We start from the raw sequence: 26,753 nt of genomic DNA, 5'->3' as shown, positions 1-26,753 counted from the left end.
AAGATCGGGCACACCCATGGTCTGGCAGGGAATCAATAAACGGAGGAGACACACGATGCCCACCCTGAGTGCGGCGGATCACGCCACCAGTCCGCCCAGTATCGAGATCCCGCGGCAGTACAACGCCGCCGACGATCTTATCGGCCGCAACCTCGTCGCCGGCCGCGGCGCCAAGCTCGCCTACATCGACGATCTCGGCAGCTACAGCTACGACGAACTCGCGCGCCGCATCAACCGCTGCGCCAGCGCGCTGCGTACCACCCTGGCGCTGCGCCAGGAAGACCGCATCCTGATGTGCGTACACGACACGATCGAATTCCCGACCGTGTTCCTCGGTGCGATCAAGGCCGGCGTGGTGCCGATCGCGGTCAACACCCTGCTCACCGCCCACGACTACGAATACATGTTGACCGACAGCCGCGCCCGCATCGCAGTGGTGTCGGCCGCGCTGCTGCCGTTGTTCCAGCCGTCGCTGGGCAAGGTGCCGACGCTGGAGCGCATCGTCGTCGCCGGTACGGCCAACCCCGGCCCGGACAGCCTCGTCGCGCTGCTCGACAGCGGCAGCGACCAGTTCGACGCGGCGCCGACGCTGGCCGACGATGCCTGCTTCTGGCTGTATTCCTCCGGTTCCACCGGCGCGCCCAAGGGCACGGTGCACATCCATTCCAGCCTGATCCAGACCGCCGAGCTCTATGCCCGCCCGGTGATCGGTATCAACGACAACGACGTGGTCTTCTCGGCGGCCAAGCTGTTCTTCGCCTACGGCCTCGGCAACGGCCTGACCTTTCCGCTGGCGGTGGGCGCCACCGCGGTGCTGATGGCCGAGCGGCCGACCCCGGCGGCGGTGTTCGAGCGCCTGCGCAAGCACAAGCCGACCATCTTCTACGGCGTGCCCACGCTCTACGCTTCGATGCTGGCCAGCCCCGACTGCCCGACCCGCGACGAGATGCGGCTGCGCGCCTGTACCTCGGCCGGCGAGGCGCTGCCGGAGGAAATCGGCAAGCGCTGGACCGAACGCTTCGGCGTCGACATCCTCGACGGCATCGGCTCCACCGAGATGCTGCACATCTTCCTGTCCAACCGCGCCGGCAGCGTGCGCTACGGCACCACCGGCAAGGCGGTGCCCGGCTACGCGCTGCGTCTGGTCGACGACGAGGGCAAGGACATCACCGCGCCGGGCGAGCCGGGCGAGCTGCAGATCAGCGGCCCGACCTCGGCCGCCTACTACTGGAACAACCGCGAGAAGACGCGCAACACCTTCCAGGGGCCGTGGACCCGAAGCGGCGACAAGTACCAGATGGATGCCGACGGCTACTACGTCTATGCCGGACGCAGCGACGACATGCTCAAGGTAAGCGGCATCTACGTGTCGCCGATCGAGGTCGAATCGGCGCTGATCGCCCACGCCGCGGTGCTGGAGGCGGCCGTGGTCGGCTGCGAGGACGACGACAAGCTGATCAAGCCCAAGGCCTACATCGTGCTCAAGCCCGGCCTCGAAGTGACCGATGCGCTGCGCGACGAGCTCAAGGCCCACGTCAAGAGCATGCTCGCGCCCTACAAGTATCCGCGCTGGATGGAGTTCGTCGAGGAACTGCCCAAGACCGCCACCGGCAAGATCCAGCGCTTCAAGCTGCGCGCCGCGCGCTGACCGGGAGACAGGAACATGACAGCGATGCAGCAGGCGATAGCCATCATCAAGGACGAGCACCAGTCGATGGGCGCGGTGCTCAAGGGCCTGCAGGCCCACCTGGACGCGGTGCGCGAAGGTAGGGACAAACCCGACTTCCCGCTCTTCCAGGCGATGTTCGATTACATTGAAACCATTCCCGACCGGGTCCATCACCCCAAGGAGGACGAGTACCTGTTCCGTCTGCTGCGCATGCGCAGCGACGAGGCCAACGTCATCCTCGACGAGCTCGAAGGCCAGCACAATGTTTGCGCCACGCTGCTGGCCTCGGTGCGCAAGGCGATGAACGCCTACCGCGAGAGTGGCGAACTCGCAGGCTTCGAACGCAGCCTGCAGGCCTACGCCACCTTCCTGTGGGACCACATGAGAAAAGAAGAAGAAATCGTCCTGCCGCTGGCCGAGCGTCATCTGACCGGCGAGGACTGGGAAGCGATCCACGCGGCCTTTCAGGCCAACCGGAGCCAGGCCTGGTAAGGGTCTGGAAAGCAGGGCCGCGGGCGGCAGGAGAAGCCGCCCGTTCATCAAAACAGGAGGAGACAACGATGCAAAAGCAACAACAGAACAAGGCCGCACGCATGGTGGTCGCACTGGCCGGACTGAGCCTGGCCACGCTGCTGCCGCTGGGTGCGCATGCGGCGGAGAAGATCAAGGTCGGCCTGATGCTGCCCTACACCGGCACCTATGCTGCGCTCGGCACCGCCATCACCAACGGCTTCAAGCAGTACGTCGCCGAGCAGGGCGGCACGCTGGCCGGCCGCGAGGTCGAGTACTTCGTCGTCGATGACGAGTCCGATCCGGCCAAGGCCACCGAAAACGCCAACAAGCTGGTCAAGCGCGACGAGGTCGATGTGCTGGTCGGTACGGTGCACTCCGGCGTTGCGCTGGCGATGGCCAAGGTCGCGCGCGACACCAAGACCCTGATGATCATCCCCAACGCCGGCGCCGACGAACTCACCGGCCCGCTGTGCGCGCCCAACATCTTCCGCTCGTCCTTCAGCAACTGGCAGCCGGGTTACGCCATGGGCAAGGTCGCGGCCGAGAAGGGACACAAGACCGCGGTCACGCTGACCTGGAAGTACGCCGCCGGCGAAGAGGCCACCAACGGCTTCGCCAAGGCCTTCGAGGCGGGCGGCGGCAAGGTCGTCAAGCAGCTCACGCTGCCCTTCCCGAACGTCGAGTTCCAGGCCCTGCTGACCGAGATCGCCTCGCTCAAGCCGGAGGCGGTGTATGTGTTCTTCGCCGGCGGCGGCGCCGTCAAGTTCGTCAAGGATTACGACGCGGCCGGCCTCAAGAAGAGCATCCCGCTGTATTCGAGCGGCTTCCTCACCGACGGCACGCTCGAAGCGATGGGCGGTGCCGGCGAAGGCCTGCTGACCGCGCTGCACTACGCCGACGGCCTCGAAGTGCCGAAGGACAAGGCCTTCCGCACAGCCTATGCGATGACCTACAAGATGCAGCCCGACGTCTACGCGGTGCAGGGCTACGACGCCGCGCAGATGCTCAAGTCCGGTCTCGACGCGGTCAAGGGCGGCAAGCTCGACCAGGCGGCGATCATCAAGGCGATCGGCTCGGCCACGGTGGATAGCCCGCGCGGCGCCTTCACCCTGTCGTCGGCACATAACCCGATTCAGGACATCTACCTGCGCAAGGCCGAGGGCAAGGACAACAAGCTGGTCGGCGTCGCGGTCAAGAAGCTCGCCGATCCGGCGCGCGGCTGCCGCATGTAAGGCGGCTTGCATGCGTCCCCGGCCCGTTTCGCGGTCTCGCCTCCCAAGGGAGCCGGGCACGCGTTCCGGGGCGGGCCGGCGACGCTTGCCCGCGGGCGTCCCCGCCATGGACGCCATTCCAACCCCTTCGCATCAAACCCACCGTATCCGGACGCCGTTCGCGGCGCCCGGAGGGGAAGGCTCATGGATTTCACGACGTTCCTGATACAGATACTGAACTCGCTGCAGTACGGCCTGCTGCTGTTCTTGGTGGCAAGCGGCCTGACGCTGGTGTTCGGCATCATGGGCATCATCAACCTGGCGCACGGCAGCTTCTACATGATCGGCGCCTACCTCGCGTTCGCGCTCACCAGCCTCACAGGCAACCTGATGCTCAGCATCGCCCTCGGCATCCCGCTCGCCTTCGTGTTCGGTGCGCTGCTGGAGTGGCTGCTGTTCGCCCACCTCTACAAGCGCGACCACCTCGAGCAGGTGCTGCTGACCTACGGCCTGATCCTGATCTTCGAGGAACTGCGCAGCCTCGCGGTTGGCGACGACGTGCACGGTGTCGACATCCCGGCCCTGTTCTCGGCCTCGATCCCGCTGTCGGACACGCTGTCCTATCCGGTGTACCGCATCCTCATCTCCGCGGTCTGCCTGTTGCTCGCCGCCGGCCTGTGGTGGCTGATGCAGCGTACCAAGCTCGGCATGATGATCCGCGCCGGCAGCCACGACCGCGACATGGTCCAGGCGCTGGGCATCGACATCAACCTGCTCTACCGCACGGTGTTCGCGCTCGGCGTGGTGTTGGCGGCGCTGGCCGGCATGCTGGCCGCGCCGATCTCCTCGGTGTATCCGGGCATGGGGTCCAGCGTGCTCATCATCTCCTTCGTCATCGTCGTCATCGGCGGCATCGGCTCGGTGTGGGGCGCGCTCGTCGCCGCGCTGCTGATCGGCTTTGCCGACACCTTCGGCAAGGTGCTGCTGCCCGATCTCGCCGGGCTGGCGGTCTACGTGCTCATGGCCGTGGTGCTCCTGTGGCGCCCCGAAGGCATCTTCAAGAAGGGGTAAGGCGCAATGAACCCGCAATCCAATTCCCGCGGCGCGCTGGTGGCCAAGCTGGTGGTGCTCGCCGCACTGCTGGCCTTCCCGCTGGTCGGCTCCGCCTTCTATACCGAGATGGTGGCCAAGGTGCTGGTGATGGCGATCTTCGCCATGAGCCTGGACCTGCTGGTGGGCTTCACCGGCCTGGTCAGCCTCGGCCATGCGGCCTATTTCGGCATCGCTGCCTACGCGGTCGCGCTGCTGACGCCGAAGTACGATCCGGCCAGCCTGTGGGTCGCGCTGCCGGTGGCGGTGCTCGGCGCGGCGCTGGCGGCCTTCGTGATCGGCATCTTCGTGCTGAGGACCAAGGGCATCTACTTCATCATGGTGACGCTGGCCTTTGCCCAGATGGCCTACTACGTGTTCCACGACACGCCGGTCGGCGGCGGCTCGGACGGCATCTACATCAACTTCAAGCCGGAGGCGGCGATCGCCGGCTGGGCGCCGTTCGACCTCAACGAACCGCTGCACATGTATTACTTCATCGTGGCGGCGCTGGTGCTGGTGTTCGGGTTCCTCACGCTGCTGCTGCGCTCGCCTTTCGGCAAGGTGCTGGTCGGCATCCGCAGCAACGAGCACCGCATGCAGTCGCTCGGCTACGCCACCTTCCGCTACAAGCTGGCCGCCTTCACCGTGGCCGGCGGGCTGGCCGGTGTGGCGGGCTTCCTCTACGGCGTGCTGTTCGGCTTCGTCACGCCGGAATACCTGTCCTGGCACCAGTCCGGCAACGTGCTGATGATGGTGATCCTCGGCGGCATGGGCAACCTGGCCGGCGCGGTGGTGGGCGCCTTCGCCTTCATCGGCCTGCAGGAGGTCTTCTCCGGCTGGACCAAGCACTGGCAGCTGCTGATGGGCGGCGTCATCGTCGCCGCGGTGCTGTTCATGCCGGGCGGGCTGTCGGCGCTGCCGCGCCGGCTCTACAAGAAGTTCAAGGAGGAGCGCATCCATGGGTGAGATGACCGGCGACATCAAGGCCGCGGTGCAGCCCCACCTGACGGGGGAGGCGCTGATGGTGGCCGACAAGCTGACCCGCCGCTTCGGCGGCCTGGCGGCCAACCAGGGCGTCTGCCTCACGCTGGAGCGCGGCAAGCTGCACGCGCTGCTGGGGCCCAACGGCGCCGGCAAATCGACCTGCATCAACATGCTGTCGGGCGACCTGCCGCCGTCCGAGGGCCGCATTCTGTTGAAGGGCAAGGACATCACCGGCCTGACCAACGCACAGCGTTCGAAGATAGGCGTCGGCCGCAGCTACCAGCGCACCAACATCTTTCCGCAATTCACCGTGCTGGAGAACTGCCGGCTCGCCGCGCAGTCGCGCCATCCGCGGCCGTGGAGGATCTTCACCGACGCGCTCAGGCTGTCCGACACCCTGGAGCGCGCCCGCGCGGCCATCGTCGAGGCGGGGCTTGCCGGCCGTGAGGACCGTATCGCCGGGATCATGTCGCACGGCGAGCAGCGCCAGCTCGAGATCGCGATGGTGCTGGCCACCGACGCCGAGGTGCTGCTGCTCGACGAGCCGCTCGCCGGCATGGGCTCGGAGGAGTCGGCGCAGATGGTCGGGCTGCTCAACAAGCTCAAGCAGAACCGCGCCATCCTGCTGGTGGAGCACGACATGGACGCGGTGTTCGCGGTCGCCGACACCATCACCGTGATGGTCAACGGCGTGGTGCTGGAATCGGGCACGCCGGAGCAGATACGCAACAGCCCTGACGTGCAGCAGGCCTACCTTGGACACGAGGCGGAACATGAGTGAGATGACGATGGACATCGTGCGCACTGCCGGGGCCGAGCAGCATGAACTCGCGCAGCAGGGCGCGGACGAGCGCGAGATGCTGCTCGAAGGCGTCGGCCTCCACACCTACTACGGCGCCAGCCACATCCTGCACGGCGTCAATTTCCACATCTGCAAGGGCGAGGCGCTGGGCCTGATGGGCCGCAACGGCATGGGCAAGACCACGCTGATCCGCACCCTGCTCGGCTTTGTCAATCCGCGCGCAGGCGGCGTGCTGGTGCGCGGTCAGCGCATGACCGGCGGGCCGACCTACAAGATCGCGCGCATGGGCATCGCCTACGTGCCGGAAGGCCGCGGCATCTTCCCCAACCTGTCGGTGCGCGAGAACCTCAACATGGCCGCGCGCGCCGGTGTCGATGGCCAGCAGGACTGGACCTTCGACCGGGTGATGGCGACCTTCCCGCGGCTGGCCGAGCGCATCAACAACGGCGGCGGCCAGCTCTCCGGCGGCGAACAGCAGATGCTCACCATCGGCCGCGCGCTGATGACCAACCCCGACCTGCTGATCCTCGACGAGGCCACCGAAGGCCTGGCGCCGCTGATCGTGCGCGAGATCTGGCGGGTGATCCGCGAGATCCGCGACAGCGGCATCGCCACCGTGATCGTCGACAAGAATCACGCTGCGGTAACCTCGATCACCGACCGTTCGATGATCGTGGTCAAGGGCCAGGTGGTGTTCGACGGTCCGAGCGAAGAGGTCCGCAACAATCCCGAACTCATCCAGAAGCACCTGGGAGTCTGACGTGAAGTCGGTAAACATCAACGGCACCCACCTCGAATACGTCCGCCTGCCCTCGGCCCACCCGCGCGAGGGCGCGCCGGCCATCGTGTTCCTGCATGAAGGCCTGGGTTCGGTGTCGATGTGGCGAGACTTCCCGCAGAAGGTGGCCGACGCCACCGGCTGCGAGGCGGTGGTGTATTCGCGTGCCGGCTACGGCCGTTCCGACCCGGCGCCGCTGCCGCGGGCGGTAGGCTACATGCACGACGAAGGCCTGGCGGTGCTGCCGGCGCTGCTGGCCGCACTCGATCTGGACCGGCCCATCCTGTTCGGCCATTCCGACGGCGGTTCGATCGCGCTGATCTGCGCTGGCGGCACCGATACCCCGCTCGCCGGCGTGATCGCGATGGCGCCGCACGTGCTGGTGGAAGACATCTCGGTGAAGAGCATCGCCCAGGCCAAGGTCGCCTGGACTACCACCGACCTGCCGGCCCGGCTGGGCAAGTACCACAACGACGTAGACGCGGTGTTCCGCGGCTGGAACGACATCTGGCTGCACCAGGACTTCCGTGCCTGGAACATCGAGGAATACCTGCCGCGCATCGCGGTGCCGGTGATGGCGATCCAGGGCGAGGACGACGAGTACGGCACGATGGACCAGATCGAGCGCATCGACGCACAGGCGAAGGATGTGGAGCTGGTGAAGCTGGCGGACTGCCGGCATTCGCCGCACAAGGACCAGCCGCAGGCGGTGATCGATGCGGTGGTGGAGTTCGTGGAGAGGATCGCTCAATGACCTACGACCGCCCCAAACGCATCCGCTTCGCCCACTGCGATCCCGCCGGCATCGTGTTCTACCCGCGCTACGTCGAGCTCTTCAACGAGGTCGTCGAAGACTGGTTCGCCGAGGGCCTGGGCGTGGACTTCCACACCCTGCACGAAGACATGCGCCTCGGCATCCCGATGGTGAAGCTCGAGGTCGAGTACCTCGCGCCCTCGCGCTACGGCGACCTGCTGACCTTCCGCCTGCAGGTGGTGGAGATCGGCAACGCCTCGCTGCAGCTGGAGATCGGCGCCTGGGCCGGCGAGCAGCTGCGGGTGCGCGGGCGGCTCAAGATCGTGCTCGCCGACATCGACAAGCTGCGCCCGGTGCCGATCACCGAAGAATTCTGGCGACCGAAGTTCGCCGCCTACCTGAAACAACCGGAACAGAAGTGAGCGCCCGCATGGACTACAGCCGCTACACCAGCCTCGAAATCGTCCGCCACGCGCGCGGCGTCGTCGAACTCGTCATGGGCCGCGATGGCAAGCTGCCGGCGGCCGACCACGCCGGCCACGGCGAACTCGCCGACATCTGGCGCGACATCGACCGCGACCCGGACATCTCGGTGGTGATCGTGCGCGGCCAGGCCAAGGGCTTTTCCGCCGGCGGCACGCTGGAGCTGGTCGGCGACATGGTGGAGAGCTTCGAGCACCGCGCCCGCGTCTGGAAGGAGGCGCGCGACATCGTGTACAACATGATCAACTGCTCGAAGGTCATCGTCTCCGCGATCAACGGCCCGGCGGTCGGCGGCGGCCTGGCGGTGGCGCTGATGGCGGACATCTCCATTGCGGCGAAGAACGCGCGCCTGATCGACGGCCACACCCGGCTGGGCGTCGCCGCCGGCGATCACGCCGCGATGATCTGGCCGCTCTTGTGCGGCATGGCCAAGGCCAAGCTCCACCTGCTGCTCTCCAACGAAATCTCCGGCGAGGAAGCCGAGCGCATCGGCCTGGTGTCGATGGCGGTGGAGGCCGACGCGCTGATGGACACCGCGCTGGAGATCGCCGGCAAGCTCGCCGCCGGACCGCAGAGCGCGCTGCGCTGGACCAAGCACAGCCTCAACAACTGGCTGCGCCAGGCCGGGCCGATCTTCGACAACTCGGTGGCGCTGGAAATGCTCGGCTTCACCGGCCCCGAAGTGCGCGAAGGCCTCGCCGCGGTGCGTGAACGCCGCCCGGCGGTGTTTCCGCCCAACGCGCCGTTCTGAGCCGGGGAGATCGACCATGCGCGCACTCGTCTGCCAGGAATTCGCCCCGCTCGACGTCCTGCAGGTCGGCGAACTGCCCGACCCGCAACCGGCGGCGGGTGAAGTCGTCATCCGCGTCTTCGCCGCCGGCATCAACTTCTACGACACCCTGATCGTGCAGGGCAAATACCAGGTGAAGCCGGCGGCGCCGTTCTCGCCCGGCGGCGAAGTGGCCGGCACGGTCGCTGCGGTGGGCGACGGCGTCAACCATGTGCGGCCGGGCGATCGCGTCTGTGCTTTCACCTCCTACGGCGGCTATGCCGAACTGTGCCGCGCCAAGGCCAGCCAGACCTGGCCGTTGCCGGATGCGGTCGGCTTCGAGGCCGCCGCCGCCGGGCTGGTGACCTACGGCACCGCCTGGTTCGGCCTGCACGACCGTGCCCGCATCAAGGCCGGCGAAACCGTGCTGGTGCTCGGCGCCGCCGGCGGTGTGGGCCTGGCCGCGGTGCAGATCGCCAAGGCTGCCGGCGCGCGGGTGATCGCCGCCGCAGGCAGCGCCGAACGGTTGGCGCTGTGCCGCGAGCACGGCGCCGACGACGTCATCGACTACACCGCCGCCGACCTCAAGGACGCCGTCAAGGCCGCCACCGCAGGGCAGGGCGCCGACATCGTCGTCGATGTCGTCGGTGGTGCTTATACCGAGGCCGCGCTGCGCGCCACCGCCTGGCGCGGCCGGGTGCTGATCATCGGCTTCGCCGCCGGTGAGATCCCGCGCATTCCGGCCAACCTGCTGCTGCTGAAGGGCTGCGAGGCGTCGGGCGTGTTCTGGGACGAACTCATGCGGCGCGAGCCGCAGGAAGCCGCGCGCCAGGTGGCGGCGGTGCTGGCGCACTTTGCCGACGGCAGCCTCAGGCCGCCGGTGACCGCGGCCTGCGGCCTGGACGGCGCGGTCGAGGCCATGCGTGCGCTCGCGGGCCGCAAGGTCGCGGGCAAGCTCATCGTGCTGCCGCAGCAGTAAAACAATCACAACACCTACATAAATCGGGCAACCCCGCCCACAACGGAGAACGACCATGGCTCAATACCAGTGCAGCGCCTGCTATTTCCCCTACAACGAAGAGACCGGCCTGCCCGACGAAGGCATCGCTCCCGGCACCCTGTGGGACGACGTGCCGGAAGACTTCGTCTGCCCCGACTGTGGCACGCCGAAGTCGAACTGGATGCAGTACCAGCCGGAATGAGTCCGCCGCGGCCCGGTCGATCCGGCGCCGCCGCACCTTCCGATTTCGTCATCACACGCAGGAGGAATTCCCGCATGGCCGCACTCGCTCCCTCCATCAAGGTCGCGGTGATCGGTGCCGGCGCCATGGGCAGCGGCATCGCCCACGTCGCCGCGCGCGCCGGGCACACCGTCTATCTGTACGACATGAACGCCGAGGCAGTCGCGCGCGGCAAGGCCGGCATCGAGAAGGACCTGCGCTTTCTCGTCGGCAAGGGCAAGCTGGCCGAGGCCGACTGCGACGCCACGCTGGCGCGGGTGAAACCCACCAGCCGTGTCGAGGATCTCGCCGACGCCGGCCTGCTGATCGAGGCCATCGTCGAGAACCTCGAGATCAAGCAGAAGCTCTTCCGCCAGCTCGAAGAGATGGTGACGTCCGACGCCATCCTCGCCACCAATACCTCGTCCTTGTCCATCACCGCGATGGGTTCGGCGCTCGCCCGCCCGCAGCAGCTCGCCGGCCTGCACTTCTTCAATCCGGCGCCGCGCATGGCGCTGGTGGAAATCGTCTCCGGTCTCGCCACCGATCCGGCGATTGCGGCCGTGCTGTACGACACTGCCAAGGCCTGGGGCAAGGTGCCGGTGCATGCCACTTCCACGCCCGGCTTCATCGTAAATCGCGTGGCGCGGCCCTACTACGCCGAAGCGCTGCGGGTGCTGGCCGAACGCGCCGCCACCCCGGCGACGCTGGACGCGATCATGCGCGAAGCCTGCAACTTCCCGATGGGGCCGTTCGAGCTGATGGACCTGATCGGCCACGACGTGAACTACGCGGTGACGCGCTCGGTGTTCGACGCCTATTTCGGCGACAAGCGCTTCACCCCCAGCCTGATCCAGCAGGAGCTGACCCTGGCCGGCCGCCTCGGCCGCAAGAGCGGGCAGGGCTTCTACGACTACCGCGACGGCGCCGACAAGCCGCAGCCGGTGGTGGAGCCGCACGCCGCGCCGGCGAAGGTGGTGTCGGTCAGCGGCGACCTCGGCGTGGCCGCGCCCTTGCTGGCGCGGCTGGAGGCGGCCGGCATTGCGGTCGAACATTGCGCCGGCGCGCCCTCGCACGGCGGCGAACTGCTGATCGGCGATGCCCGCCTGCTGATGTCCGACGGCCGCACCGCCACCCATCGCGCCGCGGAGGAAGGCACGCCCGACCTGGTGCTGTTCGACCTCGCCCGCGACTACGCCAACACGCCGCGCATTGCGCTGGCGCGCGCCGACCAGTGCGGCGAGGAAGCCTGGCAGCTGGTGGTCGGCACGCTGCAGGCGGCCGGCATCGCGGTCAGCCGGCTGGACGACGTCGCCGGCCTGGTGGCGCTGCGCACCGTCTGCATGCTCGCCAACGAAGCTGCCGACGGCGTGGTCCAAGGCATAGGTACGGCGGCCGACATCGATACCGCGATGCGCTACGGCACCAACTACCCGGAAGGCCCGCTGGCCTGGGCGGATCGGTTGGGTGTGGATTTTGTTGCGCGGGTGCTGACGAATCTGCGCGCGCACTATGGCGAGGAACGATATCGGCTGTCGCCGCTGATTCAGCGGCGGGCTTATGGGAGGCGGGGGTTGCTTTGAGGGGGGTATAGGTGGGGAGAAGGAGCGAGGGATGGCGGTTCGGCTACCCCGCGCCGGCGGAGGGTTTTGCCTTTAGTCCCTCCCCCTTCAAGGGGGAGGTTAGGAGGGGGATGGGGTTGGATTCCTCGCCGTATTTAACCCCATCCCCACCCCAGCCCTCCCCTTGAAGGGGAGGGGGAAGAACAGGGCGGCCCGGGAAGGTTCGCGGTTTCCGGGGCACTGCGCGATCTACTCTCAACCCCCAAGCCCGCCGGCTTGCACCCGCGAGCAAAAGCTCCGCTCATTCCTCCAGCGTCACCCGCCAGTTCCCGCACCAACAACGGACCAACAGCATGACCGAAGCAAACCGAGCGATCTCTCCCAGCCGCGGCCGTGGCCGGCCGCCCTTGCCCGAGGCGGCGCGCGCCGCAGCAAACGCCGCGCTGGCCGGCGAAACCCCGCGTGCCGACCACCTGATCGAATACCTCCACCGGCTGCAGGATGCCCACGGCGCGCTCTACGCCGACCACCTCGCCGCATTGGCCGAGGCGATGAAGCTGGCGCAGGCGGAGGTCTATGAAGTGGCGACCTTCTACCACCACTTCGATGTGGTGCGCGCCGGCGAAACGCCGCCGCCGCCGCTGACCGTGCGGGTGTGCGATTCGCTCACCTGTGCGCTGTACGGCGGGCCGGAACTTGCCGCCGAACTCGAAGGCCGGCTCGGCGCGGAAGTGCGGGTGCAGCGCGTGCCCTGTGTCGGCCGCTGCGATTGCGCGCCGGTGGCGGTGGTCGGGCAGAACCCGGTGATGCACGCCGATGCCGACAAGGTGGCCGCGGCGGTGGCGGCCGGCGAGCGTGAGGAGCCGGCGCCGGAGATCATCGACTTCGACGCCTACCGCGCGGACGGCGGCTACCGGCTGTTCGAGGCCGTGCTGCGCGGCGAGCATGACGCAGAGGAAGTGCTCGGCGTGCTCGATACCGCCGTCCTGCGCGGTCTCGGCGGCGCCGGCTTTCCGGCGGCGCGCAAGTGGCGCACGGTGATGGCGCAGCCGGCGCCGCGCAACATGGCGGTGAACATCGACGAAGGCGAACCCGGCACCTTCAAGGACCGCCACTACCTCGGCCGCGACCCGCACCGTTTCCTCGAAGGCATGCTGATCGCCGCCCGCGTGGTCGGCATCTCGGCGATTTGGATCTACATCCGCGACGAATACCCGGCGCTGCGCCGCATGCTGCTCGCCGAACTCGACAAGCTGCGCGCGGCGTGGCCCGATCTGCCGCCCATCGAGCTGCGCCGCGGCGCCGGCGCCTACATCTGCGGCGAAGAGTCGGCGATGATCGAATCCATCGAAGGCAAGCGCGGCATGCCGCGGCTGCGCCCGCCCTATGTGGCGGAGGTGGGCCTGTTCGGCCGGCCGACCCTGGTGCACAACCCGGAAACCCTGTGGTGGGTGCGCGACATCGTCACCGCCGGCCTGGTGCAGGGCGCGCAGTGGCTGGAAGGCCGCGGCCGCAACGGCCGCCGCGGGCTGCGCAGCTTTTCGGTGAGCGGCCGGGTGGCGAAGCCCGGCGTGGTCGTCACCGATGCCGGCATCACCCTGCGCCAGCTGGTCGACGAGCACTGCGGCGGCATGCTGCCGGGGCACGAGTTGTACGGCTATTTCCCCGGCGGCGCCTCGGGCGGGATCCTGCCCGCCAGCCTCGCCGACGTGCCGTTGGACTTCGACACGCTGGCGCCCTACGGCTGCTTCATCGGCTCGGCGGCGATCGTGGTGTTCTCGCAGCACGACAAGGCCCGCGTGCTGGCGGAGAACGCGATGCACTTCTTCGCCCACGAGTCCTGCGGCCAATGCACGCCCTGCCGCGTCGGTACCGCCAAGGCCGCCGACCTGATGGCCGCGCCCAAGTGGGATGCCGGCCTGCTCGACGAACTCGGCAGCGCGATGATGGACGCCTCGATCTGCGGCCTCGGCCAGGCCGCGCCCAACCCGATGCGCTCGGTGCTGCGCTACTTCCCGCAGGAAGTCGGCGCAGTGGGCGCACGCGAACAGAAGGAGGGCGCAGCATGAACGCCCCCGACACCATTGCCTTCGAACTCGACGGCCGCGCGGTGGAAGCCGCGCCCGGCGAATCCATCCTGCTCGCCGCCCGCCGCGCCGGCGTCGACATTCCCCACCTGTGCTACACCGACGGCCTGCGCGCCGACGGCAACTGCCGCGCCTGCGTGGTCGAGATCGACGGCGAGCGTGTGCTGGCGCCGTCCTGCTGCCGCGCGCCCAAGCCCGGCATGAAGGTGCAGAGCGCCAGCCAGCGCGCCCGCGCCTCGCAGCGCATGGTGCTGGAGCTGCTGCGCGCCGACGTGCCGGTTGAAGCCGAAAAGGCGGATTCGGAACTGGCCTACTGGTGCGACCAGCTCGGCGTCGGCGAGAGCCGCTTCGCACCGCGCGAACAGCCGGCGGCGGATAGCAGCCACCCCGGCATTGCGGTGAACCTCGCCGCCTGCATCCAGTGCAACCGCTGCCTGCGCGCCTGCCGCGAGATCCAGGTGAATGATGTGATCGGCTACGCGCATCGCGGGGCGGAATCGAAGATCGTGTTCGATCTGGACGTGGGGATGGGGACCTCGACCTGCGTGGGCTGCGGCGAGTGCGTGCAGGCCTGTCCGACGGGGGCGCTGGCGCCGGCGGTCGCCAAGCCGGTGCAGGCGCCGGCACCCGCCACCTACACTCCCACCCGCCAGATCGACTCCCTCTGCCCCTACTGCGGCGTCGGCTGCCAGGTCACCTACCACGTCGCCGGCGAGGGCGCTTCCCAGAAGATCGTCTTCGCCGAAGGCCGCGATGGCCCGGCCAATGCCGGGCGCTTGTGCGTCAAGGGCCGCTACGGCTTCAGCTACAGCCGCAACCGCGAACGCCTCACCGTACCGCTGATCCGCAAGCCCGGCATCCCCAAGGGCGTGAACCTCGACCCGGCCAACCCGCTCGCCGCCTTTCGCGAGGCGAGCTGGGAAGAGGCGCTGGACTTCGCCGCCGGCGGGCTGGCGCGCATCAAGCGCGAGCATGGGCCGCAGGCGCTGGCCGGGTTCGGCTCGGCCAAGGGCAGCAACGAGGAGGCCTACCTGTTCCAGAAGCTGGTGCGCACCGGCTTCGGCACCCACAACGTCGACCACTGCACCCGGCTGTGCCACGCCTCCTCGGTGGCGGCGTTGCTCGAAGGCATCGGCTCGGGCGCGGTCTCCAACCCGGTGCGCGATGTGGAATTCGCCGACCTCGCCATCGTCATCGGCGCCAATCCCTCCGCCAACCATCCGGTGGCGGCGAGCTTCATCAAGAATGCCGCCGAGCGCGGCATGAAGCTGGTGATGATGGACCCGCGCCAGACGCCGCTCGCGCGCCATGCCTGGCGGGTGATGCAGTTCCGCCCGGATGCCGACGTCGCGCTGCTGCTGTCCATGGCCTGCGTGATCATCGAGGAAGGACTGATCGACGCCGACTTCATCGCCCGCCGTACCGAAGGCTTCGACGCCTTTCGCGAGGCCGCGCTGCAGTATCCGCCGGAGCGGATGGCGACCATCACTGGTATCGCCGCCGACACCGTGCGCGAGGTCGCCCGCGCCTACGCAAAAGGGCCGAATTCCATCATCTTCTGGGGCATGGGCGTGTCGCAGCACACCCACGGCACCGACAACGCGCGCTGCCTGATCGCGCTCGCGCTGATGACCGGCCAGATCGGTCGCCCCGGCACCGGCTTGCATCCGCTGCGCGGCCAGAACAACGTGCAGGGGGCGTCCGACGCGGGCCTCATCCCGATGATGCTGCCGGACTACCAGAAGGTGGCCGACCCCGAAGTGCGCGCCCGCTTCGAGGCGCTGTGGGGCCAGCCGCTGCCCACCGAGCCGGGCCTCACCGTGGTCGAGATCATGGACGCCGCCTGCGAAGGGCGCATCCACGGCATGTACATCGAGGGCGAGAACCCGGCGATGTCCGACCCCGACCTCGGCCATGCGCGCGAGGGGCTCGCCAACCTGGAACACCTGGTGGTGCAGGACATCTTCCTCACCGAGACCGCGATGTTGGCCGACGTGGTGCTGCCGGCGTCCTCGCTCTACGAGAAAGCCGGCAGCTTCACCAACACCGACCGCCTGGTGCAGCTCGCGCGGCCGGTGCTGCCGCTGCCGGGCGAGGCGCGCCAGGACTGGTGGGTGATCCAGGAAATGGCAAAGCGCCTCGGCCTGGCCTGGGACTACGCCGGCCCGCACGAGGTGTTCGCCGAACTCGCTCAGGCGATGCCGAGCTATGCGGGCATCACCTGGGCGGCGCTGGAAGGCGAGGGCGCGGTGGTGGCGCCCAAGGTGGCGGTGGACCAGCCCTCGCAGCCGGTGCTGTTCCAGGCGGATTTCCCCACTGCGACCGGTCGCGGCCGTTTCGTGCCGGCGACGCCGCTGCCCGCGGCCGAGCTGCCGGATTCCGAGTTCCCGATGGTGCTGATCACCGGCCGCGTGCTGGAGCACTGGCACACCGGCTCGATGACGCGCCGCGCCGACGTGCTCGACGCGCTCGATCCGGTGCCCTGGTGCGGCATGCATCCGGCCGATCTCGCCCGCCTCGGCGTGGCTTCCGGCGGCCGGGTGGTGCTGGAGACGCGGCGCGGCCACATCGAACTGGAAGCGCGCGCCGACGAGGGCGTGCAGCCGGGCTCGGTGTTCATGGCCTTCTGCTATGTGGAGGCCGCGGCCAACCTGCTGACCCAGCCGGCGCTGGACCCCTTTGGCAAGATCCCGGAGTTCAAGTACTGCGCGTTGAGGGTGGGGGTGCCGGTGGGGGCTTGAGGGGGCTGAGTCGAGGCTACCCGTCAGGAAGACGCCGTTCCTCCCCCTTCAAGGGGGGCGAAGCAGGGGTTTCTGCGAGCACTGCTCGCAGCCTGCGTAGCGGCGAGGCGGAGCCGAGACTACTGGTTAGGAAGGGAATGGGGTTGGAGTGCGCGCTGCACCTAACCCCATCCCCACCCCAACCCTCCCCTTGAAGGGGAGGGGGAAAAACCGGTGAGTCTCGCACCGCCTAGGTGACCCAGCCTCACCCTGATTTCGCCCGAATCCATGCGCCCCCAATGCGAACCACGTGAGCACCCCAGCCGCTCCGTTATGCCACACCCCTACCCACCCTCCTGCTCCACAACGTTCCGCTTTGAAACACCCCCGGTTTTGCTGCCCAGCAGCAGGCGTGCAGCGCACCTTGCGGCGGTCCGCAGCCGATTCACCATGATCTCCCGATGCTGCCCTGCGCCATGCCGTGGAGCTGTGCAACTGGCATGAGCGTTGCCCCGTCGCCCGGATCGTAATCACGCGGGAGTGGCGACATGACGGATGCGCGGATGGTGCTCGGACATCTGCTCGGCCTGGAGGAGCCGTGGGCGGTGCGCGGCGTGGATATGGCGGCGCGGCTGCGCGAGATGGTGGTCCATGTCGGGGTCGAGCAGCCGCGCGGCTGGTTCGGCCGCGGCCGCCGCACGCCGGCCGCACACGAGCGCGAGATGGACTGGCGCCACGTCAATGTCGGCGACTGGCGCGTCCAGTTGAAGGTGGCGGTGCCGGAAGGGGCGGACCTGTCGCGCTTCGGCTGGGCGGGGGAGGAGGACCTGCCCTTCACCCGCGCGCTCACCCGGCAGATCTTCGCGTTGTTCCGCGAAGGCGTCAGCCTGGAGCACATCTGCACTTTGCTGAATCTGCCGCTGGCCGAGGTCTGGCGCTACCGCCTGGCGCTCGATACCGGCAGGCAGGGCGGCAGCGGCGAGGGCGAGGCGCTGCCGGTCGCGGCCACATCTGCCGATTCCGCGGTGCCGCCGCCGGATCATCCGGTGTGGCCGGCGCTGCTCGAAGGGCAGCAGGACATCGACGTGCGGGTGCTGGCGCTCAAGCTGCTGCTCGGGCGCAGCCGGGCCCAGTTCGCACTCATCACCGATGCCGAGGTACGGGCGCTGAAGGTGCGCGAGCTGCATCGCTATTTCGTCCGCAACGAGCGTGCGCTGTCGCACGAGCTGGCCCAGCTGCGGGAGGGCGCATGAACGCCACTGCCGACACTTTCGCCGCCGGCCACGGCGGCCGCCTGCTCACCGTGGCCGAAGCGGCGCAGCGCATCGCCAGCGGCGCGCTGCTGTCGATCGCCGGCGACGAAGCCTGCCTGCGCGCGCTGCCGCGCGGCAACTGGATAGGCGGGACGATCCCCTACTTCATGGACGAGGCGGGCGGGCAGGTCAGCCGCGACCGGGTGTTCGTGACCGCGCTGCCCGGCGTCGCCGCCGACATCCGCCTCTACGACACCGTGGGCATCGCCGGCCTGTGCGTCGACGCGCCGGCCAACGGCTACACCCTGCTCATCATCCCGGCCTTCTCTGCGGTGCATTCGCTGTATGCCCGGCGCGCGCCGGATTTCGAGGACATGTTCGTCAAGCCGGTGGCGGGCTGGGTGGCCGGCGTGCATCTCGACGAGCTGGGGCGGGTCGAACCGCTGGTGGTCGACGGCCTCAGCGGCCGCTTCTCGCCGGAGCATGCGGTGGCGATCCATGTGGCGCTGGCCGACGAGGACTACGCCACCGTCGAGATCGTCAACGTGATGCAGCCCGCCGCCGGGGCGGAGCTGCGCTTTCCGGAAACCGGCTTCTCTGCCGCGCGCTGCCTGGTCGATGGCGTCGAGCAGGACTTCGCCGCCTGGCTGCAGCGCAGCGGCGCCGACCTGCGCCTGCCGCTGGTGGCCGACTACTGCGGCGCGCGCGTGAACGTGTCGTTCAAGGGCATCAATGCCGCCGACGGCTGCGTCGAGTTCTACGCGCCGGTGTTCGACGACGTGGTCTACCGGCTGGCGGCGCCGGTGGCCGACTATCCGGCCGCGCTGCAGGCGGCATTACCCGCCGGGGCACGGGCGGATTTCGCTTGCAACTGCATCCTCAACTATGTGCACGGCGGGCTGGAAGGTCGGCGGGCGGGCAATTTCTTCGGCCCGATCACCTTCGGCGAGGTGGCCTACCAGCTGCTCAACCAGACCCTGGTGTATCTGCACGTGGCGCGTGCCTGAGGCGCGGGGCTGCCGGACATGTTGCGCGCTGCGGGGGAGTCCGGCGGACATGGCGGTTGGGTATTTCGTGACGCGACATGCCCGGCCCGACAGATCTTTTCGATATGTCGACTTATGACAAAAAGAATAGACAAGGAACTAATTCACGGATCGTGAAATTTATTCTAGTTTCTTGTTAATTAAGAATTAATTCTATCTCGTAAATTCACTTTTTGCGACTTCCCGATTTGGGGAACGATAGCCGCTGAAACACTTTGCGCATACTTGCGCTTATGCCTATAACACATCACGAGTGTGGATGAAGCCGGGCCGGAGAGCCCAGTGCGCGTACGCACAAAGGGAAAGGAGGGAGGGCGTTTCGAATCCCCGGGTGTCTTGCTGCAGCCGTCCGAACATTCATGATGGACGGCTGCAGATTTTTGGCACGGGCAACGCGCTTTCCGACGATGAACTTGAGGTCGAGATCTGGACCTGAGGACTTTGGTCGATGCTTGTCCGGAAAGGCTTGTTGCTCGATTGTTCCGGCGCGGTGTGCGATGCGCTCGAACATCTGCAACTCGCGGGTTGGGATTTCCAGGTGGTGGCGACGCTGGAGGCGGCGCGCAAGGCCTTGACGCTGGCAGCGCCGCCGGTGGGGCTGGTCGCGTTCGACCACGAAACGTCGTGGCCGGGCCGCGAGATCGAGACGCTGCTGGCGCGCTTCGACGTGGAGTGGATCGCCATCCTGCAGCGCGGCCTGTTCGACAGCGCCGGCCTGGCGCCCCTGCTGCGGCGCAATTTCTACGATTTCCATTCCTTGCCGCTCGATCGCGAACGCCTGCTGGTGACGCTGGGCCACGCGTACGGCAAGGCGACGCTGGGCGCCAGGACCGAACCGCATCCCGCCGCCGAGGGGCGCTTCGGAATGACCGGGCGCAGCGCCCGGATGCAGCAGCTTTTCCGGCAGATCGAAAAGGTCATCACCGTCGATGCGCCGGTCCTGATAGGCGGCGAGTCGGGCACGGGCAAGGAACTGGTCGCCCATGCGATCCACCAGCATTCGGCGCGGGCGAAAGGGCCCTTCATCGCGATGAACTGCGGCGCGATCCCGGCCAACCTGATCCATTCCGAGCTATTCGGCTACGAGCGCGGCGCCTTCACCGGCGCGCACCAGCGCAAGATCGGCAACATCGAGGCGGCCAACAACGGCGTGCTCTTCCTCGACGAAATCGGCGACCTGCCGCTGGATCTGCAGGCCAGCATGCTGCGTTTCCTGCAGGAGAAGACCATCGTCCGCGTCGGCGGCACCGAGCGGCTGCGGATGAACGTGCGGGTGATCGCGGCGACCCACGTCGATCTCAAGCGGGCCGTGGCGGAGGGGCGCTTCCGCGAGGATCTCTACTACCGCCTGAACGTGCTGCACCTGCCGGTGCCGGCGCTGCGCGACCGGCGCGACGACATCGTGCTGCTGGCGCAGCTGGTCTATGCGAACAACGAGGAGCAGCGCAGTCCCCAGGTCCGCGGTTTCAGCGCCGAAGCCAGCCTGGCGATGGAGGCCCACGACTGGCCGGGCAACGTGCGCGAGCTCATCAACCGGGTGCAGCAGGCCATGATCATGAGCGAGAACCGCTTCATCAGCGCGGCGGACCTCGGCCTGGCGGCGGTGGAAGGCAACGGGGCGACGCTGGACGAGGCGCGCGCCCTGGTCGAGCGCGAGATGATCGAATCCAGCCTCAAGAAGTGCCAGAACAATGTATCCGAGACCGCGCGCCAGCTCGGCATATCGCGCGTGACGCTGTACCGCATGATCGATCGCCTGAAGATCGTTCTTTGACTGCAATGCGGCGCGTAGCGCCGTCCAGTAGGGGAGGGAGCGTATGAAGCTGACGTCGACGCGTACCGCACGGACCCTGGGGCCCGGGCTGGGTACCTGCATCATGCTGGCCGCGGCGCCCGGCTCGGCCTTGGCCGAAGAGGCCGGCGATGCGCCGCGGATGCTGCACATGCAGCAGCAGATCGAGGCCCAGAACCGCCAGATCGACTCCCTCAAGGCCGATCTCGCCCGCCAGGAGGCGGCGCTGGACGAGTTGCGCCGAACGCTGGGCGGCATGCGCGGCCGCGGGCCGGCGACGGCCGACAGCGGAGCGGCACCCGCGCAGGCGCCCGCCGCGCAGACGGTCGCCCGGCAGGGGCAGGCCGAACCCTCGGCGCAGCAGCCGGTGGGCCAGGCGCCGGAACCTTCGCGCGATACGCGCCAGCGCGAGGTGGTGACCATCTTCGAGACGCCCGGTGTGCTGACGCCGCCGGGCAAGTGGATCGTGGAGCCGTCGCTGCAGTACGCCTACTCGTCGAGCAATCGCGTGGCGCTGGTCGGCTACACGGTGATCCCCGCCATCCTCATCGGCCTGATCGACGTGCGCGAGGTCAAGCGCAACACCTTTACCGCCGCCCTCACTGTGCGGCGCGGCATCACCAACCGTTTCGAACTCGAGGCCAAGGTGCCCTGGGTCTACCGCTCGGACACCAGTATCAGCCGGGAGGTCTTCACCGGGACGGCCGACGAGCGGGTCTTCGATGCCGACGGCAAGGGCCTGGGCGACGTCGAACTGACCGGCCGCTACCAGCTGAACGACGGCGGCGGCGACAGTCCCTACTACATCGCTTCGCTGCGCTTCAAGACGCGCACGGGCAAGGACCCGTTCGAGGTGGAGACCATCTTCGTACCGGGTGCGCGCGAAGGCGGCCTGCAGACCGAGCTGCCCACCGGTTCCGGCTTCTACACCTTCACGCCCGGCCTGACCGTGCTGATCCCGTCCGATCCCGCGGTGTTCTTCGGCGGCGTCAGCTACCAGCACAGCATCAAGCGCAGCAATGTCAAGGCCAAGACCGATGGCGAGGATCGCTTCATCGGCGACGTGGAGCCCGGCGGGGTGATCGGCTTCAACTTCGGCATGGGGCTGGCGCTGAACGATCGCTCGTCCTTCAGCATCGGCTACGACCACCAGTCGGTCGGCAAGGTGAAGATAGACGGGCGCACAGCGCCGGGATCGGTGCGGGTGCAGCTCGGCACCCTGCTGATGGGTTACTCCTATCGTCTGAACTCCGGCAACTCGATGAATCTGTCGCTGGGCATCGGCGTCACGCGCGACACGCCGGACTTGCAACTCACGCTGCGCATGCCGATTTCGCTCTGATCTTCAGGGGGGCGTGGAGGGGGAGGAAGATGCCCGGGGTTGCCCGGGCATCTTTCTTTGTGATGGTGCGCGGCTAACGCATCAGCGAATGCACCATGGTGTCGCGCACCGACTGCATCATCTGGCCGCTACGCAGCAATTCCACGCTGTTCACGGTTGCGTTGATGGTGGTGACGGCACGGACGGTCTGGTTGTCGAGCGAGTTCTGGATGACCGTGGCGAGCGCGCCGGAGGCGAGACCGGTGGAGGAGAAACTGTTGTTGGGGCCGTTCTGTATCACCGCGATGGTCGCGCCTTCGGTCAGCGCAACCGGGGCCGCGCCGCGCCCGCTCAGATTGCCCAATTCGGCGAGCTTGACCGTGGTGACGCTGGCGAGCACGCCATTCACATAGACCGCACGCTCGATGCCGAAGGAGACGCGCAGGCCGGAAGGCGTCTCGAAGCCGCCGCGCAGCGTGTCCAGCTTGGCCTCGTTGACGACCGGCGCCTCCGTCAGCTGGATGGGGCGCAGCGGGCGCGGAACGGGGGCCGGGGAGCTGGGCAGCGGCACCCGCCGATTGCCGGCGATGCTGTGCTGCGCCGGGGCGAGGTCGCCGTAGTCGGTGCTCGTATCCGCCGGTGCCGGTCCGGGGCCGAGGTCGCCATAGACGGCGGGCGTGCTGTCGGCTTCGTGACGGGGGGCCGGGATGGGCGTGTCGCCATAGCTGTCGAGAATCTCGCGCGGGCTCCGGATGTCGGCCTCGACGACCTCGGCCAGCGTCCGTATCGGCGTGATGGTGGCGTCGGCGACCTGCGCCGGCTCCACATGCCCGGTGCAGGTGCCGGCGCTGTCCAGCGGCCAGTCGCCGAGGGCGAGCAGTTCGGCCGGCGGCGCTTCGCCGCTGGCGCAGCCCGCGGGCCGGAAGGCGTCGAACAAGGCCGCCGGCGCGGCCGCTGTCATGACGCTGTGCCCGCCGTCTCCGGCGCTGCCGGCCTGTGGGACGATTTCATCGTCCACCAGCGCGCGTGCGGCACCGATGCCCAGGGCTGCGGTGGCGCTCAACAACAGGGTGATGCGGGCCGCTTGCATGACGTGCATTCCTCAGTGGTCCCACGGACCGCGCTGCAAGAGCTGCACGTCGGCGACGTTGCGGTCGAGGCCGCGCGCCAGCGGTGCCCGCGGGCGGACGCGCCAGTCGGCCTCCTGGTTGAAGCGGGCGAGCTCGACGCGATTGTTCACCACCAGCAGGATGCCGTTGGTCCAGTTTCGCTCGAAGTCGGCACGCGCCACCACACGGGTGCCAAGGGCAGGATCGCCGAGCAGTACGTCGCGATTGCGCAGGCCCTTGATGACCACGAAGTGCGCATAGCCGTGCTCCTGGATCAGCGCAATCGCGGGGATGCCCGCGGCATTGAGCTGGTCCAGGCCGGCTTCGACGCCGTCGGTGGCAAAACCGAGATGGTCGAGATAGCGCTTCATGTCGAGCATGGAGAAGCCTTCGCGCTTGATCTTTTCCCTGTCGCCATGTTCGTACATGGTCTGGAACACCTGTGCCTCGGACACGCTGTGGCCGTAGTGATGGGTCAGCAGCGTGGCCACCGCCGCCGATCCGCAGGAGAAGTCGTACTGCTGGCGCAAGGTGGTCAGGAAACGCGCTTCGCGCAGGCTGACCGTGGGGATGTTCAGCGAACCGCCCAGCGGCGCGACCATGCGCAGGTTGTCGGAAAAGGCCGTCGCGGCGGCAAGAAACAGCCCTGCCGCCACGACGGTCGGGAAGAATCGGCGCAAGGGTGACGAGCGCCGCATCGCGTCCTCCTACTGCAGCTCGACGTTGAGGATCACGGCGTTCTGGATGAGTACGCCGTTGCCCGTGTTCTGGATGAACATCGGCATGCCGGATGTGCCGGCGAGCGCACCCTCCGAGACGATGTTGTAGCCGGTGACGACGTCCTGCGCCTGGACCTCGCGCACCGAGCCGAGTGCGCGGATTTCGCTCAGGTGGGCATCGGCGCCGCCGCGCAGATCGGCCAGCGCGTCGGCAGTCACCACCTTGCCGCCCAGTCCGGCAAGGCCGCCCGTGCTCTCTTCCGCATGCACAGTGGAAGGCGAGCTGCAAGTCACCGCTAGTGCAATTCCCAGGGCGATCATGGACAGTTCGGGTCTCATGGTCTGCCTCCTACAGCATGTGCTACAGGCCGGGCGGGCAGCTTGCGCCGCCCGCCGCGTGCCGGAGAGGCTTACCTGACGGTCAGGTTGGCCTGCACGTTGGCGCTTTGCTGCACCAGGGCACCAATGCCGGTGTTCTGCGCATTGATGATGATGCCGGCACCGTTGGTGAAGCTGCCGCTGATGGTGTTGGACATGTTGAAGGTTCCCGCGTCGAGGGCGATCGAACCGCCCGCGCCGCCGGCACCGCCGCTGCCGCCCTGGCCGGAGCCGCCGGTTGCCGCGCCCGCGGTCACCGTGCCGCCGGCACCGCCGGCACCACCCTGACCACCCTGGCCGGAGCCGCCGGCACCGCCGCTGCCGCCGTTGGCCGCGCCGCCGTTGGCCGCGCCGCTGGAGGCCACGCCGCCCGCACCGCCGGTGGCACTGCCGCCGGATGCGCTGCCGCTGGTGGCCGAACCGCCGGCCGCACCGTTGCCCGCGGTGTTGCTCGCCGTGCCGCCGCCGCCGCCGCTGGCGGTGCTGCTGCCAGAGGTCGCCGAGGCGCTCGAGGTGGCCGAACCGCCGCTGGAGGTGTTGGTGCCGCCGCTCGCGGTGGCCGCGCCCGCCGTCGAGGTCGAGCCGCCCGAGGTCGCCGCGCCACCGGTGCCGCTACCCGCACCGCCCGCGGACGTTGCCGTCTGGGTGTTGGTGCCGCCGCTGGAGGTCGCCGCGCCGGACGTGCCGCCGGCCGATGTTGCCGCACCGCCGGTGCCGCCGGCGCCGGCAGTCGAGGTGGCGGTATTGGTCGCCTGCGGCGAGACCGAACCGTTGTTGTCGGTGCGCCGTGCCTTCGCCGTGGCATCCCAGGCCTTGGCCCAGCTGCTGCCGCCGTCGGCGCTGCCGCTGTCGGCACCGCTGCCGCCGGCCTTGCTGGTGGCGCCGGAGCCGCCGGCATCGGCCTTGGCTCCGCTCCATGCGTCACCGCCGTAGCCCTTGGCGTTGCCGCCGCTGGCGGAATCCATGGCGTGGGCATCGCCGCCGGAGGCCTTCGCGCCGCCCGCGTAGCCCTTGCCGTCGCCGGCGATGGCCTTGTCGTATGCCGACGCCTTGCCGCTGCTCGCCGTGGCGTCGCCGCCACCACCGGCCTTGGCGTTCCTGGCGTTGCCGCCGTCGCCGCCGCTGCCGCCGCTCAGGTAGCCGGAATCGGCGCTGCCACCCTTGGCATTGCCGCCGCCGCCGGCGTAGGCCTTGCCGCTGTCGGCATCACCGCCCCAGGCCTTGGCGCCATTGCCACCGTCGCCGCCGTTGCCGCCGTAGGCCTTGCCGCCGTCACCGCCGTTGGCACCCTTGGCATCGCCGCCAGAGGCCTTGCCGCCGTCGCCGCCGTAGGCCTTGCCACCGTCACCGCCATTGGCGTTACCGTAGTTGCTCACCACGTTGCCAAGGCCATGAACCTTGATGTGGGAGACCGTGCCTTCGAGCTTGGAGAGCGCGACCACGTGGGTCTTGTTGAAGGAGTTGTTGAGGTTCGAGGTCGCCGTCGAACCGTTGTTCGCCGCCGCATTGCCGTAGTCCTTGGCAAGCGCCATGCCCTTGTTGTCGCGGTTGTCGCCTACGCTCTTGTCGTTCTTCTGGTCGGAGTTGTTGCGGTTGTCGGAATTGTTGCTGCTGTCCGAGTACTGGCTGTTGTCCTGGTAAGCCTTCGAATACTCGTTGGCTTCGGCGCCGCTACCGCTCTGTGTCGACGTTGCGGTGGCCGAGAGTGCGCCCGTGTTGTCGGCTTTCTTCTCGATCGTGATCGTCGGGTTTGCCCAGGCCTGGGCGGCAAATCCGAAGGCGAGCGCGATCGCACTGGTGAGCAGACTGTGTTTCATGGTGTTCTCCTCCACTGACAGGTGTGAGGGCAGGGAAGGGTATCCCGCCTCAGCGAGAGTGAAGCGCAACTCCCGTACCAGCCGCCGGAGAGCCGCAGCAGTGCTGGGTTTCGGCGCGAACGGCCGGGCCGGTGCGGCGGCGCCGGGCGGGATGGAGGAGAAAAGTGTTCAGACTTGTTACAGCGCGGCCGGCAGTCCGGCGGCAGCCGGCCGCGGCCGTGGTGGCAACACGCGCTTGCAGCCGGTGGATCCGCGGGAGTGCGCGGTCGCAGGCGGGGTGTAACGATGCTGATACAGTGGGCCGGCAGGAGGGCGGACGCAGCGCCCGCATCCGCCCCATGGCTGTGCGTGCTTCAGGCCCCGTCCGGCGGCGGCAGGTCGAAGGCCTGGACCTTGTCGACCAGCTGCGCGGCGAAGAAGGCCTGGGTGTGCGGCAGCTGCAGGTGCATGCGGAAGGCGGCGTCGTCGTCGAAGTGTTCCAGCAGCACGAAACTGTCGTCGCAGCTCAGGGCCTGGTAGAAGACGAATTCGCGACAGCCCGCTTCGGCGCGGGTGGCTGTTTCCAGGGTGAGGAGTGCGGCGCGCAATTCGGCGGCGCGGCCGGGCTTGCCGGCGATTCGGGCGATCTTGCGGACAGGGGCGGGCATCGGCGTTCTCGCGGAGGGTGGCTGTAT

Annotated in this window: 24 protein-coding genes; 19 read left to right on the top strand and 5 right to left on the bottom strand. The window is 68.4% G+C overall.

The features are described from left to right. Positions 1 to 55: 55 nt before the first annotated feature. The 19 genes from CJ010_RS18950 to CJ010_RS18860 all read left to right on the top strand — a co-directional run bounded on the left by CJ010_RS18950 (position 56) and on the right by CJ010_RS18860 (position 22,077). Complete coding sequence (locus CJ010_RS18950; RefSeq protein WP_141019492.1) at positions 56 to 1,648, top strand: benzoate-CoA ligase family protein; 1,593 nt, start codon at positions 56 to 58, stop codon at positions 1,646 to 1,648. A 15-nt stretch (positions 1,649 to 1,663) separates the two neighbouring features. Next, complete coding sequence (locus CJ010_RS18945) at positions 1,664 to 2,161, top strand: hemerythrin domain-containing protein (RefSeq protein WP_141019491.1); 498 nt, start codon at positions 1,664 to 1,666, stop codon at positions 2,159 to 2,161. A gap of 68 nt (positions 2,162 to 2,229) precedes the next feature. Then, on the top strand, positions 2,230 to 3,414 hold the full coding sequence (locus CJ010_RS18940; protein ID WP_141019490.1) for an ABC transporter substrate-binding protein: 1,185 nt from the start codon (positions 2,230 to 2,232) through the stop codon (positions 3,412 to 3,414). Between the two features lie 183 nt (positions 3,415 to 3,597). Continuing rightward, positions 3,598 to 4,464 (top strand): branched-chain amino acid ABC transporter permease, encoded by an 867-nt coding sequence (locus tag CJ010_RS18935; protein WP_141019489.1) that lies wholly within the window; start codon positions 3,598 to 3,600, stop codon positions 4,462 to 4,464. A gap of 6 nt (positions 4,465 to 4,470) precedes the next feature. Continuing rightward, positions 4,471 to 5,451, top strand: a complete 981-nt coding sequence (locus CJ010_RS18930) for a branched-chain amino acid ABC transporter permease (RefSeq protein WP_141019488.1) — start codon at positions 4,471 to 4,473, stop codon at positions 5,449 to 5,451. Next, entirely contained in the window at positions 5,444 to 6,250 is an 807-nt protein-coding gene (locus CJ010_RS18925) for an ABC transporter ATP-binding protein (RefSeq protein WP_205754820.1), read from the top strand. Before CJ010_RS18930 ends, CJ010_RS18925 begins: the two co-directional genes overlap by 8 nt. Before the next feature lie 76 nt (positions 6,251 to 6,326). Further along, on the top strand, positions 6,327 to 7,031 hold the full coding sequence (locus CJ010_RS18920; protein WP_141020779.1) for an ABC transporter ATP-binding protein: 705 nt from the start codon (positions 6,327 to 6,329) through the stop codon (positions 7,029 to 7,031). A 1-nt stretch (position 7,032) separates the two neighbouring features. Next, positions 7,033 to 7,803 carry an alpha/beta fold hydrolase gene (locus CJ010_RS18915; RefSeq protein WP_141019487.1) on the top strand — a complete coding sequence of 257 codons (771 nt, stop codon included), beginning with the start codon at positions 7,033 to 7,035 and terminating at the stop codon, positions 7,801 to 7,803. Next, positions 7,800 to 8,225 (top strand): thioesterase family protein, encoded by a 426-nt coding sequence (locus CJ010_RS18910; protein ID WP_141019486.1) that lies wholly within the window; start codon positions 7,800 to 7,802, stop codon positions 8,223 to 8,225. Before CJ010_RS18915 ends, CJ010_RS18910 begins: the two co-directional genes overlap by 4 nt. Beyond that, on the top strand, positions 8,222 to 9,037 hold the full coding sequence (locus CJ010_RS18905) for an enoyl-CoA hydratase/isomerase family protein (protein ID WP_240794411.1): 816 nt from the start codon (positions 8,222 to 8,224) through the stop codon (positions 9,035 to 9,037). Before CJ010_RS18910 ends, CJ010_RS18905 begins: the two co-directional genes overlap by 4 nt. Positions 9,038 to 9,053: 16 nt before the next feature. Beyond that, a complete protein-coding gene (locus CJ010_RS18900; RefSeq protein ID WP_141019485.1) occupies positions 9,054 to 10,034 on the top strand; it encodes an NADPH:quinone oxidoreductase family protein in 981 nt (326 codons plus the stop codon). A 55-nt stretch (positions 10,035 to 10,089) separates the two neighbouring features. Continuing rightward, positions 10,090 to 10,257 (top strand): rubredoxin, encoded by a 168-nt coding sequence (locus CJ010_RS18895; protein WP_141019484.1) that lies wholly within the window; start codon positions 10,090 to 10,092, stop codon positions 10,255 to 10,257. Positions 10,258 to 10,331: 74 nt separating this feature from the next. Next, positions 10,332 to 11,858 (top strand): 3-hydroxyacyl-CoA dehydrogenase PaaH, encoded by a 1,527-nt coding sequence (gene paaH / locus CJ010_RS18890; RefSeq protein ID WP_141019483.1) that lies wholly within the window; start codon positions 10,332 to 10,334, stop codon positions 11,856 to 11,858. Between the two features lie 332 nt (positions 11,859 to 12,190). Further along, the gene (locus CJ010_RS18885) at positions 12,191 to 13,906 is read left to right on the top strand and encodes an NAD(P)H-dependent oxidoreductase subunit E (protein ID WP_141019482.1); all 1,716 of its coding nucleotides are present in this window, start codon (positions 12,191 to 12,193) and stop codon (positions 13,904 to 13,906) included. Further along, the gene (gene fdhF / locus CJ010_RS18880) at positions 13,903 to 16,665 is read left to right on the top strand and encodes a formate dehydrogenase subunit alpha (RefSeq protein ID WP_141019481.1); all 2,763 of its coding nucleotides are present in this window, start codon (positions 13,903 to 13,905) and stop codon (positions 16,663 to 16,665) included. The genes CJ010_RS18885 and fdhF overlap by 4 nt, the downstream gene beginning before the upstream one ends. 527 nt (positions 16,666 to 17,192) lie before the next feature. After that, positions 17,193 to 17,897 carry a hypothetical protein gene (locus CJ010_RS18875; RefSeq protein ID WP_141019480.1) on the top strand — a complete coding sequence of 235 codons (705 nt, stop codon included), beginning with the start codon at positions 17,193 to 17,195 and terminating at the stop codon, positions 17,895 to 17,897. Further along, a complete protein-coding gene (locus tag CJ010_RS18870) occupies positions 17,894 to 18,904 on the top strand; it encodes a hypothetical protein (RefSeq protein WP_141019479.1) in 1,011 nt (336 codons plus the stop codon). The genes CJ010_RS18875 and CJ010_RS18870 overlap by 4 nt, the downstream gene beginning before the upstream one ends. Before the next feature lie 487 nt (positions 18,905 to 19,391). Next, complete coding sequence (locus CJ010_RS18865; RefSeq protein ID WP_141019478.1) at positions 19,392 to 20,717, top strand: sigma-54 dependent transcriptional regulator; 1,326 nt, start codon at positions 19,392 to 19,394, stop codon at positions 20,715 to 20,717. A gap of 43 nt (positions 20,718 to 20,760) precedes the next feature. Next, positions 20,761 to 22,077: an acetate kinase gene (locus CJ010_RS18860; protein WP_141019477.1), complete on the top strand. Its 1,317-nt coding sequence runs from the start codon at positions 20,761 to 20,763 to the stop codon at positions 22,075 to 22,077. A gap of 73 nt (positions 22,078 to 22,150) precedes the next feature. Here the strand turns inward: CJ010_RS18860 and CJ010_RS18855 are convergent, their stop codons facing one another. The 5 genes from CJ010_RS18855 to CJ010_RS18835 all read right to left on the bottom strand — a co-directional run bounded on the left by CJ010_RS18855 (position 22,151) and on the right by CJ010_RS18835 (position 26,726). After that, positions 22,151 to 23,146, bottom strand: a complete 996-nt coding sequence (locus tag CJ010_RS18855; protein WP_141019476.1) for a hypothetical protein — start codon at positions 23,144 to 23,146, stop codon at positions 22,151 to 22,153. 12 nt (positions 23,147 to 23,158) lie between these two features. Next, entirely contained in the window at positions 23,159 to 23,863 is a 705-nt protein-coding gene (locus CJ010_RS18850; RefSeq protein ID WP_141019475.1) for a C39 family peptidase, read from the bottom strand. A gap of 9 nt (positions 23,864 to 23,872) precedes the next feature. Beyond that, positions 23,873 to 24,223, bottom strand: coding sequence for a hypothetical protein (locus CJ010_RS18845; RefSeq protein ID WP_240794410.1), 351 nt, complete (start codon positions 24,221 to 24,223; stop codon positions 23,873 to 23,875). A gap of 71 nt (positions 24,224 to 24,294) precedes the next feature. Then, positions 24,295 to 26,079, bottom strand: a complete 1,785-nt coding sequence (locus tag CJ010_RS25200) for a hypothetical protein (RefSeq protein ID WP_168224987.1) — start codon at positions 26,077 to 26,079, stop codon at positions 24,295 to 24,297. A 353-nt stretch (positions 26,080 to 26,432) separates the two neighbouring features. Then, positions 26,433 to 26,726, bottom strand: a complete 294-nt coding sequence (locus tag CJ010_RS18835) for a putative quinol monooxygenase (protein WP_141019474.1) — start codon at positions 26,724 to 26,726, stop codon at positions 26,433 to 26,435. Positions 26,727 to 26,753 lie beyond the last annotated feature (27 nt).

The organism is Azoarcus sp. DD4, from assembly GCF_006496635.1.
Lineage (GTDB): Bacteria > Pseudomonadota > Gammaproteobacteria > Burkholderiales > Rhodocyclaceae > Azoarcus.
This window is presented reverse-complemented; position numbering and strand designations above follow the sequence as displayed.

What these genes read in the sequence shown, in the direction of transcription:
- CJ010_RS18950 (WP_141019492.1), top strand. Translation starts at nt 56, where the DNA reads ATGCCCACCCTGAGTGCGGCGGATCACGCCACCAGTCCGCCCAGTATC.
- CJ010_RS18945 (WP_141019491.1), top strand. Translation starts at nt 1,664, where the DNA reads ATGACAGCGATGCAGCAGGCGATAGCCATCATCAAGGACGAGCACCAG.
- CJ010_RS18940 (WP_141019490.1), top strand. Translation starts at nt 2,230, where the DNA reads ATGCAAAAGCAACAACAGAACAAGGCCGCACGCATGGTGGTCGCACTG.
- CJ010_RS18935 (WP_141019489.1), top strand. Translation starts at nt 3,598, where the DNA reads ATGGATTTCACGACGTTCCTGATACAGATACTGAACTCGCTGCAGTAC.
- CJ010_RS18930 (WP_141019488.1), top strand. Translation starts at nt 4,471, where the DNA reads ATGAACCCGCAATCCAATTCCCGCGGCGCGCTGGTGGCCAAGCTGGTG.
- CJ010_RS18925 (WP_205754820.1), top strand. Translation starts at nt 5,444, where the DNA reads ATGGGTGAGATGACCGGCGACATCAAGGCCGCGGTGCAGCCCCACCTG.
- CJ010_RS18920 (WP_141020779.1), top strand. Translation starts at nt 6,327, where the DNA reads ATGCTGCTCGAAGGCGTCGGCCTCCACACCTACTACGGCGCCAGCCAC.
- CJ010_RS18910 (WP_141019486.1), top strand. Translation starts at nt 7,800, where the DNA reads ATGACCTACGACCGCCCCAAACGCATCCGCTTCGCCCACTGCGATCCC.
- CJ010_RS18900 (WP_141019485.1), top strand. Translation starts at nt 9,054, where the DNA reads ATGCGCGCACTCGTCTGCCAGGAATTCGCCCCGCTCGACGTCCTGCAG.
- CJ010_RS18895 (WP_141019484.1), top strand. Translation starts at nt 10,090, where the DNA reads ATGGCTCAATACCAGTGCAGCGCCTGCTATTTCCCCTACAACGAAGAG.
- paaH (WP_141019483.1), top strand. Translation starts at nt 10,332, where the DNA reads ATGGCCGCACTCGCTCCCTCCATCAAGGTCGCGGTGATCGGTGCCGGC.
- CJ010_RS18885 (WP_141019482.1), top strand. Translation starts at nt 12,191, where the DNA reads ATGACCGAAGCAAACCGAGCGATCTCTCCCAGCCGCGGCCGTGGCCGG.
- fdhF (WP_141019481.1), top strand. Translation starts at nt 13,903, where the DNA reads ATGAACGCCCCCGACACCATTGCCTTCGAACTCGACGGCCGCGCGGTG.
- CJ010_RS18875 (WP_141019480.1), top strand. Translation starts at nt 17,193, where the DNA reads ATGACGGATGCGCGGATGGTGCTCGGACATCTGCTCGGCCTGGAGGAG.
- CJ010_RS18870 (WP_141019479.1), top strand. Translation starts at nt 17,894, where the DNA reads ATGAACGCCACTGCCGACACTTTCGCCGCCGGCCACGGCGGCCGCCTG.
- CJ010_RS18865 (WP_141019478.1), top strand. Translation starts at nt 19,392, where the DNA reads ATGCTTGTCCGGAAAGGCTTGTTGCTCGATTGTTCCGGCGCGGTGTGC.
- CJ010_RS18860 (WP_141019477.1), top strand. Translation starts at nt 20,761, where the DNA reads ATGAAGCTGACGTCGACGCGTACCGCACGGACCCTGGGGCCCGGGCTG.
- CJ010_RS18855 (WP_141019476.1), bottom strand. Translation starts at nt 23,146, where the DNA reads ATGCAAGCGGCCCGCATCACCCTGTTGTTGAGCGCCACCGCAGCCCTG.
- CJ010_RS18850 (WP_141019475.1), bottom strand. Translation starts at nt 23,863, where the DNA reads ATGCGGCGCTCGTCACCCTTGCGCCGATTCTTCCCGACCGTCGTGGCG.
- CJ010_RS18845 (WP_240794410.1), bottom strand. Translation starts at nt 24,223, where the DNA reads ATGAGACCCGAACTGTCCATGATCGCCCTGGGAATTGCACTAGCGGTG.
- CJ010_RS25200 (WP_168224987.1), bottom strand. Translation starts at nt 26,079, where the DNA reads ATGAAACACAGTCTGCTCACCAGTGCGATCGCGCTCGCCTTCGGATTT.
- CJ010_RS18835 (WP_141019474.1), bottom strand. Translation starts at nt 26,726, where the DNA reads ATGCCCGCCCCTGTCCGCAAGATCGCCCGAATCGCCGGCAAGCCCGGC.